12 protein-coding genes and 4 tRNA genes are annotated in these 12,945 nt (G+C 41.7%); 15 read left to right on the top strand and 1 reads right to left on the bottom strand.

The window, feature by feature from the left end:
- Positions 1–810 carry a glutamate racemase gene (gene murI / locus AC1XUE_RS23540; RefSeq protein WP_483358445.1) on the bottom strand — a complete coding sequence of 270 codons (810 nt, stop codon included), beginning with the start codon at positions 808–810 and terminating at the stop codon, positions 1–3.
- Positions 811–1,060: 250 nt separating this feature from the next.
- Between murI and AC1XUE_RS23535 the strand changes: the two genes are divergently transcribed.
- The 15 genes from AC1XUE_RS23535 (at position 1,061) to rpoB (ending at position 12,882) form a co-directional block, all read left to right on the top strand.
- A complete protein-coding gene (locus AC1XUE_RS23535) occupies positions 1,061–1,651 on the top strand; it encodes an RNA polymerase sigma factor (RefSeq protein WP_483358444.1) in 591 nt (196 codons plus the stop codon).
- Positions 1,632–2,399, top strand: a complete 768-nt coding sequence (locus AC1XUE_RS23530; protein ID WP_483358443.1) for a hypothetical protein — start codon at positions 1,632–1,634, stop codon at positions 2,397–2,399. The genes AC1XUE_RS23535 and AC1XUE_RS23530 overlap by 20 nt, the downstream gene beginning before the upstream one ends.
- A gap of 12 nt (positions 2,400–2,411) precedes the next feature.
- Positions 2,412–3,497, top strand: a complete 1,086-nt coding sequence (locus AC1XUE_RS23525) for a porin family protein (protein ID WP_483358442.1) — start codon at positions 2,412–2,414, stop codon at positions 3,495–3,497.
- 167 nt (positions 3,498–3,664) lie between these two features.
- Positions 3,665–3,747: transfer RNA gene (locus tag AC1XUE_RS23520), tRNA-Tyr, on the top strand.
- A gap of 59 nt (positions 3,748–3,806) precedes the next feature.
- Positions 3,807–3,879: transfer RNA gene (locus tag AC1XUE_RS23515), tRNA-Gly, on the top strand.
- 129 nt (positions 3,880–4,008) lie between these two features.
- Positions 4,009–4,080: transfer RNA gene (locus AC1XUE_RS23510), tRNA-Thr, on the top strand.
- Positions 4,081–4,255: 175 nt separating this feature from the next.
- Positions 4,256–5,443 carry an elongation factor Tu gene (tuf, locus tag AC1XUE_RS23505; RefSeq protein ID WP_115832006.1) on the top strand — a complete coding sequence of 396 codons (1,188 nt, stop codon included), beginning with the start codon at positions 4,256–4,258 and terminating at the stop codon, positions 5,441–5,443.
- Positions 5,444–5,545: 102 nt separating this feature from the next.
- A tRNA-Trp gene (locus AC1XUE_RS23500) sits at positions 5,546–5,616 on the top strand.
- 17 nt (positions 5,617–5,633) lie between these two features.
- Complete coding sequence (gene secE / locus AC1XUE_RS23495; protein ID WP_115832005.1) at positions 5,634–5,825, top strand: preprotein translocase subunit SecE; 192 nt, start codon at positions 5,634–5,636, stop codon at positions 5,823–5,825.
- Between the two features lie 30 nt (positions 5,826–5,855).
- Positions 5,856–6,410 (top strand): transcription termination/antitermination protein NusG, encoded by a 555-nt coding sequence (gene nusG / locus AC1XUE_RS23490; protein WP_115832004.1) that lies wholly within the window; start codon positions 5,856–5,858, stop codon positions 6,408–6,410.
- Positions 6,411–6,489: 79 nt separating this feature from the next.
- Positions 6,490–6,939 carry a 50S ribosomal protein L11 gene (gene rplK / locus AC1XUE_RS23485; protein WP_115832003.1) on the top strand — a complete coding sequence of 150 codons (450 nt, stop codon included), beginning with the start codon at positions 6,490–6,492 and terminating at the stop codon, positions 6,937–6,939.
- A gap of 31 nt (positions 6,940–6,970) precedes the next feature.
- Positions 6,971–7,669: a 50S ribosomal protein L1 gene (gene rplA / locus AC1XUE_RS23480; protein WP_115832002.1), complete on the top strand. Its 699-nt coding sequence runs from the start codon at positions 6,971–6,973 to the stop codon at positions 7,667–7,669.
- Between the two features lies 1 nt (position 7,670).
- Positions 7,671–8,201 carry a 50S ribosomal protein L10 gene (gene rplJ / locus AC1XUE_RS23475; protein WP_483358441.1) on the top strand — a complete coding sequence of 177 codons (531 nt, stop codon included), beginning with the start codon at positions 7,671–7,673 and terminating at the stop codon, positions 8,199–8,201.
- 92 nt (positions 8,202–8,293) lie between these two features.
- Positions 8,294–8,677, top strand: coding sequence for a 50S ribosomal protein L7/L12 (rplL, locus tag AC1XUE_RS23470; protein WP_483358625.1), 384 nt, complete (start codon positions 8,294–8,296; stop codon positions 8,675–8,677).
- Between the two features lie 341 nt (positions 8,678–9,018).
- On the top strand, positions 9,019–12,882 hold the full coding sequence (gene rpoB / locus AC1XUE_RS23465) for a DNA-directed RNA polymerase subunit beta (RefSeq protein WP_483358440.1): 3,864 nt from the start codon (positions 9,019–9,021) through the stop codon (positions 12,880–12,882).
- Positions 12,883–12,945: the final 63 nt, after the last annotated feature.

Raw genomic sequence — 12,945 nt, 5'->3', positions numbered from 1 at the left:
CTACTCCCATAAAGGGTAATGCTGCAACTGAATCTGCTTGCCAAAAAATATATTGGTGGATTGCTCAAAGGAGAGGGTATAATCGGAGACATAAAAGTTCCGTTTTCCTTCTCCTTTGTCGTTAATCAGATAATGTTGCTCCAACAGTGCTCTTAATGAGTTTGCAACAATTTCTGATGTATCAAGTATCTCTACTTTATTTCCATAGTAAGCGCCTATCTGTTCTTTGATCAGTGGATAATGAGTACACCCCAAGATCAATGCTTCTATATCTGCTATAGCAGGGTCGGAGAGATAGCTGGCAATAATGCTTTCGCTTATATTGTTATCGAAGAAGCCTTCCTCAATCATCGGTGCAAGTAAAGGCGTTGCAAGCGATTTAAGCTGAATATTTTTGTTCAGAGCATCTACTTTCTTTTTATAGACATTGGATAACACAGTTTGTTTGGTACCAATCAGCCCGATCGTTTTCCCATCGTAGTGCTCCTTTATATAATCCACCACAGGATCTATTACATTCAGTACCCATGCTTTACTTCCAACATATTCTTTCACCAGTTCGAAGGCTGCAGCAGAGGCGGAATTGCAGGCGATAAGAATCAGCTTACAGTTCTGTTGCAGGAGCATGTTACAGATTTTGATCGAGTAGGCCTGAATGGCAGCCGTCGACTTGTCACCGTAAGGTAAATGAGCTGTGTCTCCGAAATAGATTGTATTTTCTTTGGGCAATAATCGTGTCACTGCACTAGCTACGGTCATACCACCAATACCACTATCGAAAATTCCGATAGGAGCTGTTGAATCGAACATCTTATGCGTTGGTTTATTTTATTTCAAAACTAAAAGATCAGTAGCAGAATATTATTTTTAGTGAATAAATAAGTTTTTAACACCTTTTTATTATTGAATTGTACCTACTTAAAGTTCTTTAAATGAGTCGATTATTATTTTCTGTTGTCAATAAGCAAAAAATAATACAATATAACGTATAAAAAAATGTGACTGCGATGCAACCTTGCTCAGGTGTAGCAGCATCTTGTGTTTGAAATTAACATTCTGAATGAGTCGAATTCTATCATTTTTTAATCAGGAAGCACAGCTTGTGAAAGCGCTTAGGAAGCAAGATCCGAAAGCGCAGCGACAAGTGTACGAAAAATATAGCTCGCGCATGCTGGGGTTATGTTTCCGCTATGCCTGTGATGAAATGATTGCCGAGGACATTATGATTGAGGGTTTCATGAGGGTATTCAATAAGATTGACCAGTTTTCTGAACAGGGAAGTTTTGAAGGGTGGATACGCAGGATTATGGTGAATGAAGCACTGGGCTATCTTAGAAAGAAGAAGAGAATGATGGAAGATGGTTTGTCTGATGAAGCGGACAACATTCCTGATTATTCTCTGGCTGATGAGAACCTGAATGCAGAGGAGCTTCTCAACCTGATCAGTGATCTGCCGGTTGGTTACAGGACAGTGTTCAATTTGTATGCTATTGAAGGTTACAGTCATGCCGAGATTGCAGAAATGATGGGAATTAGTGAGAGTACTTCAAAATCACAATTGCATAGGGCAAGAGCAATGCTGCAAAAGATGGTTTTGGAATGGGAGCAAGGATTTAAAAAAAAAGTGAATTATGAAAAAGCATCCTATTGATGATATTTTCAGAAAGAAGCTTGAAGGCGTTGAGCGTACACCTTCTGCTTCTGCATGGGAACGTATTAGTCCCGGAAAAAAAGAGAAAAGGTTACCTCTAATGGTCTGGTACATGGCTGCAGGAGTAGCTATCTCGTTAATGGCAGGCTATATGATCTGGATGAATGAGGCCGGGAATGTTGGATCTGAGCTGGCATTGGAAGCCAATAATACCGTGAAGGTGAAAAAGGGTTATGTAAATCCTCTGACTAACTCGGATAGCCTTTCAGAGATAAAAACCGATTTGTTGGCGATGTCATCGAAAAAGCCTTCTGAAAGGGAACAAGTGAAGCAACCTGTAGAAGAAGAGTCTGTGGAAATAGTATCCCAGCCGATGGCGGCTATCATTGAGCCGGCTATCAGGAAAGAATCTCTGATAAGTGATGTACATAAAGAGCCAAGTTATCCTGAGATTGAAACTGTGGAGGAGATAGCAAGCACAGTCCCAGCAATGCAAAGGGAAGCCGAAAGCAGAACGATCGTGGTACATGTATCGGAACCATCAATAGAAAATGAGCAGGAAAAATCGTCTCGGTTAAGTAGAATATTCCGTCAGTTAAAAAATGTAAAACATGGAGACTCGGTAGACTGGACGGAAGTAGGATTCAATCCGAAAGAAGTAGTTGCACGTGTAGATGGCCGTTTGAGAGACGGAGAAGAAAAAGTATCAGAAAAATATCAGGACCTAAAAGAGAGAACTAAATTTTAAGAATCAGAAGCCATGAAAAAGCAATTGTATGTAGCTATAGTTATTGCGTTATGCTGTGCACTTCCGGGTGTGAAAGCGTCAGAAGTAAATCAGCAGTCAGAAAAGGATTCGATCATCGTCACCTTTGGAAATAAAACACGACTGATCATCTACGGAGAAAACAGATCAGAGTTGGACAAGATCATGAAGTACGATCTGAATGCATTGTTGAGGGATTTGCATGTCAAATTGGATTCGTCCGGTGCGGATACGACTTATCTGAGAGAGGAGGTGGATGGCAAGCGTTATTTGAAAAATAAATCTGATGAAGATTATGTGCGGATAGGGGTAAGAGGTGTACATGTAAAAGATGGCAATACCGAGGTGAGAATTGGTTCGGATGGAGTATCTGTCAGAGACGCTGATAACGATGATGATAAAGACAAGGATTACAAACGTATTGGCAAGAATTTGCATCGCTCCCGTTCAGGAAGCAGTGCACGAAAGGGTTTTGCCTTTGCGCTGGGATTGAATACCTACGGTTCCAATGATCCGGGAGGAATTTACAACAAAGAAGATTATGATTTGCGTCCATTCGGATCGCGTTTTGTAAGTCTGGGTTATATTACGAGTGCCAAAATTGTTCGGGGTCAAAAGGCAGGATTTCATCTTGATTTTGGCATTGATTTTTCCTGGTTCAACCTGATGTACGATGGAAATAATACCATCACTAAATTGTCTGACAGAGTGGATTTTCCATTGGTTGAGGATGCTGGTGGCAATGAAGTGGAGTTGCGTAAAAGTAAATTGGTTGTTCCCAATGTGAACCTATCGCTGATGCCTACTGTAAGTTTCAAAAATTCCTTTGTGTCTTATGTGAGTGCTGGAGTGTATGGCGGATATCGGTTAGGTAGTTATTCAAAAGTAAGGAGAGTAGGCATAAAAGATAATGATCGTGAGAGAATCAATTACTACCTGAATGATTTTAGGTACGGTCTGGCAGCTGAAATAGGTTTCAAGAATTTTGTAGATCTTTTTGTCAACTACGACCTGAATACATTACACGAAACAAACCGAGGGCCGAAAGTAAATATGCTCAGTTTCGGAATTAAATTATAAAAACGTAATGCTCTGAATGTGGGGTAATTGAGAATGTATTTTCTTGTACCCCACATTTTTTTTAAATTTTTTTTGCAAAAAAGTTTGAGCATAACAAAAAACGGTATAATTTTGCAGCTCCAAAAGTGAAACAAGCGGTTTTCACGGATGTATTGAAATATTGACAAGGGGGTGTACCAGAGTGGCCAAATGGGGCAGACTGTAAATCTGCTGGTGTACGCCTACGGTGGTTCGAATCCATCCGCCCCCACAGTTTGAGCCAGAGTTGATTTCTTAATCACCAGTTTAGAAATCAGGCACAACACAATTGCGGAAGTAGCTCAGCTGGTAGAGCGATAGCCTTCCAAGCTATAGGTCGCGAGTTCGAACCTCGTCTTCCGCTCAATTTTAAAACACCCGAGAGCGATCAGCGAAAACATTCATTTTGATAATTTTTCGCTGATCGCTTTTTGGTTGTTTAAGGAAAAATGGAAATGCTTAAAGTAGTATTTCTGAAAAAGTTTGAAATTTTGCTGTTGTAGCTCAGGGGTAGAGCACTTCCTTGGTAAGGAAGAGGTCAGGGGTTCAAATCCCCTCAATAGCTCGTAAGATTTTGAAATATTGAGGATTTAATATCTCAATGGCTCATAAAAGGTTTTGATTCATATTGTTTAGGTTAATTGATTTTGAGGCGCTCGGTCAGGAAGATGAGCTAAACGGAATCAATCATTAGTGTTTAATAAATTCGTAATAACTTTTAATTTAAGCGTACTTAAGTCATGGCAAAAGAGACGTTTGACCGCTCGAAACCCCACGTAAATATTGGTACTATCGGGCACGTTGACCACGGTAAAACTACCCTTACTGCTGCTATCACAACTGTGTTGGCGAAAAAGGGTCTTGCACAACTTCGTGATTTCTCATCAATTGATAATGCTCCTGAAGAGAAAGAGCGTGGTATCACAATTAACACATCTCACGTAGAATACGCAACTGCTAATCGTCACTACGCACACGTTGACTGCCCAGGTCACGCGGATTACGTAAAGAACATGGTTACAGGAGCTGCTCAGATGGATGGAGCTATCATCGTAGTTGCTGCTACGGATGGTCCTATGCCACAAACTCGTGAGCACATTCTTTTGGCTCGCCAGGTAGGTGTTCCTCAGCTAGTAGTATTCATGAACAAAGTGGATATGGTTGATGATCCTGAGCTTCTTGAGCTTGTTGAAATGGAAATTCGTGAGCTTTTGAGCTTCTACGAATACGATGGAGACAACATTCCTGTTATCCAGGGTTCTGCTTTGGGTGGTTTGAATGGAGAAGAGAAATGGGTTAAAACGATCGAAGATTTGATGGATGCTGTTGACAGCTACATTCCAATTCCTCCTCGTATGACTGATCTTCCTTTCCTTATGCCTGTTGAAGACGTATTCTCGATCACAGGTCGTGGTACTGTTGCAACTGGTCGTATCGAAAGAGGAGTAATTAACTCTGGAGAGCCAGTAGATATTTTGGGTATGGGTGCAGAAGGTCTTAAATCAACCGTAACTGGTGTTGAGATGTTCCGTAAAATCCTTGACCGTGGAGAAGCTGGTGATAACGTAGGTCTATTGCTACGTGGTATCAACAAAGAAGATATCCGTCGTGGTATGGTAATCTGTAAGCCAGGTTCAGTTAAGCCTCATGCTACTTTCAAAGGCGAGGTTTACGTACTATCGAAAGAAGAAGGTGGACGTCACACTCCATTCTTTAACAAATATCGTCCTCAATTCTACTTCCGTACTACGGACGTAACTGGAGAGATCACTCTTCCAGCTGGAGTAGAAATGGTTATGCCAGGTGATAACGTTACTATCGATGTGAAATTGATCAACAAAATTGCTATGGAAAAAGGTCTTCGTTTCGCGATTCGTGAAGGTGGACGTACCGTAGGTGCTGGTCAGGTAACTGAGATTGTTGACTAATCTGAGGTAAAAATAAAAACAAGTGCATTTCTTTTGGAATGCACTTGTTTTTTGTAAATAAATTGTATCTTTGCACCCCCGAAAGGAAGCATTGCACGATACACGGGTGTAGTTCAAGGGTAGAATAGCGGTCTCCAAAACCGTTGATGGGAGTTCGAATCTCTCCACCCGTGCATAATAAAAAAGAAAAATGGAAAAATTTACTTCTTTTTTGAAACTGTCCTGGGAAGAAATGACCCAGCACGTTACATGGCCTCCTTTTAATGAACTTCAGGCCAACACAACTTTAGTGCTTGTGGGTTCACTTATTTTTGCATTTGTTGTAGGAATAATGGATCTCGTTTTTGAAAATGCGCTAAGGCTGTTTTATCAGTCTTTCTAAGGCTATTATATTGGCAATCCCCCGAATGGTATGAGTAGTCTAAATTGGTTTGTATTAAGAGCTGTGTCAGGACAAGAGAAAAAAATCAAGTCCTATATTGAGAATGAAATAACACGGCAAAAGCTCACAGAATTCGTTCCGCAAATTCTTATTCCTTCAGAGAAGATATATGAAATGCGTAATGGTAAAAAGAGAGTGAGGGAGAAAAACTTTTTCCCTGGGTACATTATCATTTCAGCTGATTTATCCAAAGGGGAAGTTTTGCATATTATTACAAGTATTCCGGGAGTAATAGGATTTCTCGGAAACTCGGAAGGTAACTCAAAAGTACCTGTTCCTCTGAGACAATCGGAGATCAACAGAATACTGGGACGTGTGGATGAAGCAGAGCAGCTGGAAGAAGCGCCAAGTATGTCGTTTATTAAAGGCGAGACTGTTCAGGTGGTAGATGGACCGTTTAGTGGCTTCATCGGCTTGGTCGAGGAAGTGTTTGATGAGAAGAAAAAACTCAATGTAGTTGTAAAAATATTCGGGCGTAATACACCCGTGGAACTCAGTTACGCACAAGTAGAAAAGGATAATTGATTAAAAGAACGGGCAGGGTAAGCTTCCACTTGCATGTGAGCCGATTAATTAATCAGTGAACCGAACAAATTCCAAAACAATGGCAAAAGAAATAGGTGGATACGTCAAACTACAGGTAAAAGGTGGCTCAGCCAACCCTTCACCTCCAATCGGTCCTGCATTAGGATCGAAGGGTTTGAATATCATGGAGTTTTGTAAGCAATTCAATGGCCGTACTCAGGATAAGCCTGGTGTGGTATTGCCGGTAGTTATTACGTACTACAAGGATAAGTCTTTTGACTTTGTCATTAAGACCCCCCCGGCCGCGATTTTGCTTCTGGAAGCATCAAAAGTAAAGACTGGTTCGGCTCAGCCAAACCGTTTAAAAGTAGGTTCAGTATCTTGGGATCAGGTTCGTACGATCGCTGAGACAAAAATGCCTGATCTTAACTGCTTTACTGTTGAGTCTGCTATGAAGATGATTGCGGGAACGGCTCGTAGTATGGGTATTACCGTAGCTGGCAAAGCCCCGTGGGAAGAAAACAACTGAGCGTTTAAATAACGCCTAAGAAACAAAGAACATGGGAAAATTGACCAAAAAGCAAAAAGAAGCTCTTTCGAAATTCGATGCAGACCAAGCTTACTCATTAGAGGCAGCAGCTGAGGTACTTAAGACGATTTCCTATACCAAATTTGATTCATCAGTGGACATCGATGTACGTCTTGGCGTAGATCCTCGTAAAGCTGATCAAATGGTACGTGGCGTGGTAACATTGCCACACGGAACCGGAAAAGAAGTACGCGTATTGGTTTTGTGTACTCCGGACAAGGAGGCAGAAGCGAAAGAAGCTGGAGCAGATTATGTTGGCCTTGACGAGTTCATCCAAAAGATTGAACAAGGCTGGACAGACATCGACGTAATCATCACTATGCCTTCTGTAATGGCAAAAGTGGGTAAATTAGGTAAAGTATTAGGTCCACGTGGTCTGATGCCAAACCCTAAGTCAGGTACTGTAACACCAGACGTAGCCAAGGCTGTTAAAGAAGTAAAAGCTGGTAAGATTGATTTCAAGGTTGACAAGACCGGTATCATTCATACGAGTGTAGGTAAAGTTTCTTTCGGAACTGACCAACTTGCGCAAAATGCAACAGAGGTAATCAATACATTGATTCGCCTTAAGCCATCATCTGCAAAGGGTACCTACGTTAAGAGCATTCACTTGTCAAGTACGATGAGCCCGGGTGTTACTATTGATAAAAACACGATTCCAGGATTATAATATGACACGGGAAGAGAAAGCAGTAATTATTGACGAGCTAAGTCAGAAATTCTCGAACACGCCATACTTTTATATTACCAGTGCAAACGGAATGTCTGTTGGCGAGGTGAATACACTTAGAGGCCTTTGCTTCGAAAAAGGTGTTGAGTATCGTGTTGTTAAGAATACCCTGATCAAGAAAGCACTAGAAACATTAGATACGGATTATTCATCATTTGATGAGGTTCTTAAAGGATTTTCCGGTATCATGTTTCACCCGGAGTCAGGTAAAGTTCCTGCACAATTGATTAAAGACTTCAAGAAGAAATCTGGTAGCGATAAACTTAAGTTCAAAGGAGCTTCAGTGGATTCTGCAGTTTTCGTAGGAGAAAGCCAGCTTGATGTTTTGATTTCGTTGAAATCGAAGCAAGAGCTTGTCGGAGAAGTTATCGGATTGTTGCAATCTCCTGCCAAAAATGTTATCAGCGCTCTTTCAAGCGGTGGAAACAAATTGGCTGGAATTCTCAAAACTTTATCTGAGAAAGAAGACTAATTATATAAGTAGCCAGGCTGAGCTCTCCGGGTTGATAATAAATGGAGCTTCAAAATCATCTTATATTGTATAATCAAAAAATCGAAAATAAAATGGCAGATTTGAAAGCTTTCGCGGAACAGCTTGTTAACCTTACGGTTAAAGAAGTGAACGAATTGGCTACAATTCTTAAAGACGAATATGGTATCGAACCAGCAGCTGCAGGTGCAGTAATGGTTGCAGGACCAGCAGGTGGAAGCGGTGACGCTCCAGCAGCAGAAGAAAAAACGTCTTTTGATGTAATTTTGAAATCAGCAGGTGCTGGTAAACTGGCAGTTGTGAAATTGGTTAAAGATCTTACTGGTCTTGGACTGAAAGAAGCGAAAGAACTAGTTGACGGCGCTCCGAAACCAGTTAAAGAAGGAGTTGCTAAAGACGAAGCAGAAGCTTTGAAAAAACAACTTGAAGAAGCTGGTGCTGAAGTTGAAGTGAAGTAATTATTACTTTGCAACAACCAAGAACTATACTTGAAGGAAATAGGCCTGATTTACGTCAGGTCTATTTCCTATTTTGTGTATAAACCAAACATTTTTTGTACAAATAGCGTTAAGTATTATACAGCTGGTGTTCTGATCAACATTGCACCGGTTTATCTTCCCCCCGAAGATATTGTCTGAAACACTTCTTTACTCGTAGGAAAGAAGAAAAGGGACAAGTCTTCTTAATGTTCTACGAGGCGTGCGATTAAGGTTTTAAATTAATTAGTGCGATTGCAAGCAGCCATAATTAATGGCTTACGCTAAGTTTTTCGTTCTTCTAACCCAAATCAGAAATAGCCTTGGCTACAATTAAAGCAACACCCAGAATAAATTTTTCCAGGATTAATCAGATCATCGATTATCCGGATTTGCTAGGAATTCAGGTACAATCGTTCCGTGATTTCTTCAGTCTGGATACATCCGTTGAAGATCGTTCTGACGAAGGATTGTACAAAGTTTTCGCTGAGAACTTTCCAATTGCAGATTCGCGCGACAACTTCGTGCTTGAGTTCATCGATTATCTTCTTGAACCGCCGAAGTATTCTGTTGACGAATCTATTGACCGTGGTCTTACTTACGCAGTTCCTTTGAAAGCAAAGTTGCGTTTGATCTGTAATGATGCTGACCATGAAGAATTCGAAACGATTGAACAGGAGGTATTCCTTGGGAATATTCCTTATATGACTGAACGTGGTTCTTTCGTAATCAATGGTGCAGAACGTGTAATTGTATCACAGCTACACCGTTCTCCGGGTGTGTTCTTCTCTATGAGCAAGCATACCAACGGTTCTAAATTGTATTCGGCACGTATCATCCCGTTCAAAGGTTCATGGATTGAATTCTCGACGGATGTGAATAATGTGATGTACGCGTACATCGACCGTAAGAAAAAATTCCCCGTTACAACACTTCTGAGAGCAATTGGTTTTGGATCTGATAAGGATATCCTGGACCTTTTCGGTCTTTCTGAGGAGATTGTGGCAACATCTGCAAATCTTAAGAAGGCGGTAGGTCGCCGTTTGGCTGCAAGGGTATTACGTACCTGGACAGAAGATTTCGTGGATGAGGATACTGGTGAAGTTGTTTCTATTCAGCGCAACGAAGTGTTGCTGGAGCGTGATTCAACAATCACAACTGACGATATCGAGGTAATCCTTGAATCTGGTCAGAAATCGGTGATCCTACACAAAGACGATATGAATGTTGCGGATTATAACATTATTTATAATACGCTTCAAAAAGATAGCTCAAACTCTGACAAAGAAGCTGTTGAGCAAATTTACCGTCAGCTTCGTAACGCAGAGGCGCCGGATGAGCAAACTGCAAGAGATGTAATCCAAAGTTTGTTCTTCAGTGATAAGCGTTATGACCTTGGTGATGTTGGTCGTTACCGTATCAACAAGAAATTAGGTTCTGACACCAGTCTTGATGTACGTGTACTGACTACTGGTGATATCGTTTCTATCGTGAAGTATCTGATCGGTCTAATCAATGCTAAAGCGGTTGTCGATGATATTGATCACTTGTCAAATCGTCGTGTTCGTACTGTTGGAGAGCAGCTTTATGCGCAATTTGGTGTAGGTCTTGCCCGTATGGCACGTACCATCAAAGAGCGTATGAATGTTCGTGATAATGAAGACTTCAAACCCGTTGATCTGATTAATGCGCGTACACTGTCTTCTGTAATCAACTCGTTCTTCGGTACGAACCAGCTTTCTCAGTTCATGGATCAAACGAATCCGCTGGCTGAAATTACGCATAAGCGTCGTATGTCTGCACTTGGTCCAGGTGGTCTTTCACGTGAAAGAGCTGGTTTTGAGGTTCGTGACGTTCACTACACGCACTATGGTCGTCTTTGTACGATTGAAACACCGGAAGGTCCAAACATTGGTTTGATTTCTTCTCTTTGCGTGTTCGCGAAAGTAAACGGAATGGGCTTTATCGAAACGCCATATCGTGTAATCGATGGTTCAGGAAAGCTTACTGACGAGCTGATCTACATGACTGCCGAAGAAGAGGATTCTAAATATATCGCTCAGGCAAATGCCTCTGTGGATAAAGAAGGAAACTTTACGGTAGAAAAAATTAAAACGCGTTTTGAAGGTGATTTCCCGATGGTGGATCCATCTCAGGCGTCTTATATGGACGTTGCTGCCAATCAGATTGTATCTGTGGCTGCATCTCTCATTCCATTCCTTGAACATGATGATGCTAACCGTGCCCTGATGGGATCGAACATGCAGCGCCAGGGTGTTCCATTGTTGCGTCCACAAGCACCGATCGTAGGTACCGGTCTTGAAAAACGTGTTGCCATGGATTCCCGTGCTCTTGTTGTAGCGGAAGGCGACGGTGTGATTGAGTACGTCGATGCGAAGAAAATCGTAGTTAAATATGACAGAACTGATGCAGATCGTCTTGTCAGCTTTATCGACGATAGCGTTGCTTACGATTTAGTGAAGTTCCGTCGTACTAACCAGGATACCTGTCTTAACCTTCAGCCAATGGTTCTTAAAGGCCAAAAGGTGAAGAAAGGTGAAGCACTTTGCCAGGGATATGGTACAGAAGGTGGTGAACTTGCTTTGGGTCGTAACCTTCTGGTTGCGTTCATGCCGTGGCAGGGATACAACTTTGAGGATGCAATTGTAATCTCCGAAAAAGTGGTTCGTGACGATATCTTTACTTCTATTCACATTGAAGAATTTGAACTGGAAGTGCGTGATACAAAACGCGGTGAGGAAGAACTGACTGCAGAGATTCCTAATGTAAGTGAGGAAACTGTTAAAAATCTTGATGAAAACGGTATCGTACAAGTTGGTACCGAGATCAAAGAAGGTGATATCCTGATTGGTAAAATCACTCCGAAAGGAGAATCAGATCCTACTCCGGAAGAAAAACTGCTTCGTGCAATTTTTGGAGATAAGGCTGGTGATGTAAAAGATGCTTCTAAGAAAGCACCACCATCCATGAAGGGTGTAGTAATCGATACAAAACTTTTCTCTCGTCCTACCAAGGAAGAGCGTGCGAAGCACAAAGAAGAACTACGTATTTTGATGAAAAAATATGGTCGTGATCTTACAGCACTTCGTGGACGTATCATTGATAAACTGGTTACACTTACTGATGGTAAAACCTCACAAGGTGTAAAGCATAAGTTTGGTGATGAGTTGATTTCAAAAGGAATGAAGTTTAATGTGAGAAATATCTCTGAAAACTTGTTCCCTGCTAACAACCCATACCGTGACGAAAGCCAGTATGCTGTTGCTGAAGAGGTGAACCTTATCGGTGACGTATTGACTGACTCATGGAGCGATGATACAGATACAAATACTCAGATTTCACTTGTTCTGAAAAATTACCTGAATGCCCGCAGTGAACTGATGGGGCGTTTCAAGCGTGATCGTTTTGCACTTGAAGTAGGTGATGAACTTCCAGCTGGTATTGTGAAATTGGCGAAAGTATATATCGCCAAGAAGCGTAAGTTGAAAGTAGGAGATAAAATGGCGGGTCGCCACGGTAACAAAGGGGTTGTTGCCCGTATTGTCCGTGATGAAGACATGCCATTCCTTGAAGACGGGACGCCAATGAATATCGTGTTGAACCCACTTGGGGTACCATCACGTATGAACATCGGTCAGATATATGAAACTATTCTTGCATGGGCTGGTTTGAAACTGGGCCGCAGATATGCTACACCAATCTTTGACGGAGCGACAGAAGCTGAAGTTGCTGCGGAATTGGCGGAAGCTGGTTTGCCGGAATGGGGACGTACTTACCTGTACAATGGTTTGACTGGTGAGCAGTTTGACCAGCCGGTTACAGTAGGACTTATGTATATGATGAAACTTGGTCACCTTGTTGATGATAAGATGCACGCGCGTTCAATCGGACCGTATTCACTTATTACACAACAGCCTTTGGGTGGTAAAGCACAGTTTGGAGGTCAGCGTTTTGGAGAAATGGAAGTGTGGGCACTTGAAGCATTCGGTGCATCTCACATTCTTCAGGAAATCCTTACTGTTAAGTCGGATGACGTTGTGGGCCGTGCCAAAGCTTATGAAGCAATCGTGAAAGGTGAAAACCTTCCGAAACCAAATATTCCGGAGTCATTCAATGTACTTGTTCACGAACTTCGTGGATTGGCATTGGAAATTACGCTGGACTAATTTTTAGTCGTAAGGAGCGCTTTTTAGCGCTCCTTAGAAATGCAATACAATTTGAATTTCGAC

The sequence above is a fragment of the Dyadobacter sp. HNCC25DJ187 genome, assembly GCF_056895255.1.
This window is presented reverse-complemented; position numbering and strand designations above follow the sequence as displayed.

What these genes read in the sequence shown, in the direction of transcription:
- murI (WP_483358445.1), bottom strand. Translation starts at nt 810, where the DNA reads ATGTTCGATTCAACAGCTCCTATCGGAATTTTCGATAGTGGTATTGGT.
- AC1XUE_RS23535 (WP_483358444.1), top strand. Translation starts at nt 1,061, where the DNA reads ATGAGTCGAATTCTATCATTTTTTAATCAGGAAGCACAGCTTGTGAAA.
- AC1XUE_RS23530 (WP_483358443.1), top strand. Translation starts at nt 1,632, where the DNA reads ATGAAAAAGCATCCTATTGATGATATTTTCAGAAAGAAGCTTGAAGGC.
- AC1XUE_RS23525 (WP_483358442.1), top strand. Translation starts at nt 2,412, where the DNA reads ATGAAAAAGCAATTGTATGTAGCTATAGTTATTGCGTTATGCTGTGCA.
- tuf (WP_115832006.1), top strand. Translation starts at nt 4,256, where the DNA reads ATGGCAAAAGAGACGTTTGACCGCTCGAAACCCCACGTAAATATTGGT.
- secE (WP_115832005.1), top strand. Translation starts at nt 5,634, where the DNA reads ATGGAAAAATTTACTTCTTTTTTGAAACTGTCCTGGGAAGAAATGACC.
- nusG (WP_115832004.1), top strand. Translation starts at nt 5,856, where the DNA reads ATGAGTAGTCTAAATTGGTTTGTATTAAGAGCTGTGTCAGGACAAGAG.
- rplK (WP_115832003.1), top strand. Translation starts at nt 6,490, where the DNA reads ATGGCAAAAGAAATAGGTGGATACGTCAAACTACAGGTAAAAGGTGGC.
- rplA (WP_115832002.1), top strand. Translation starts at nt 6,971, where the DNA reads ATGGGAAAATTGACCAAAAAGCAAAAAGAAGCTCTTTCGAAATTCGAT.
- rplJ (WP_483358441.1), top strand. Translation starts at nt 7,671, where the DNA reads ATGACACGGGAAGAGAAAGCAGTAATTATTGACGAGCTAAGTCAGAAA.
- rplL (WP_483358625.1), top strand. Translation starts at nt 8,294, where the DNA reads ATGGCAGATTTGAAAGCTTTCGCGGAACAGCTTGTTAACCTTACGGTT.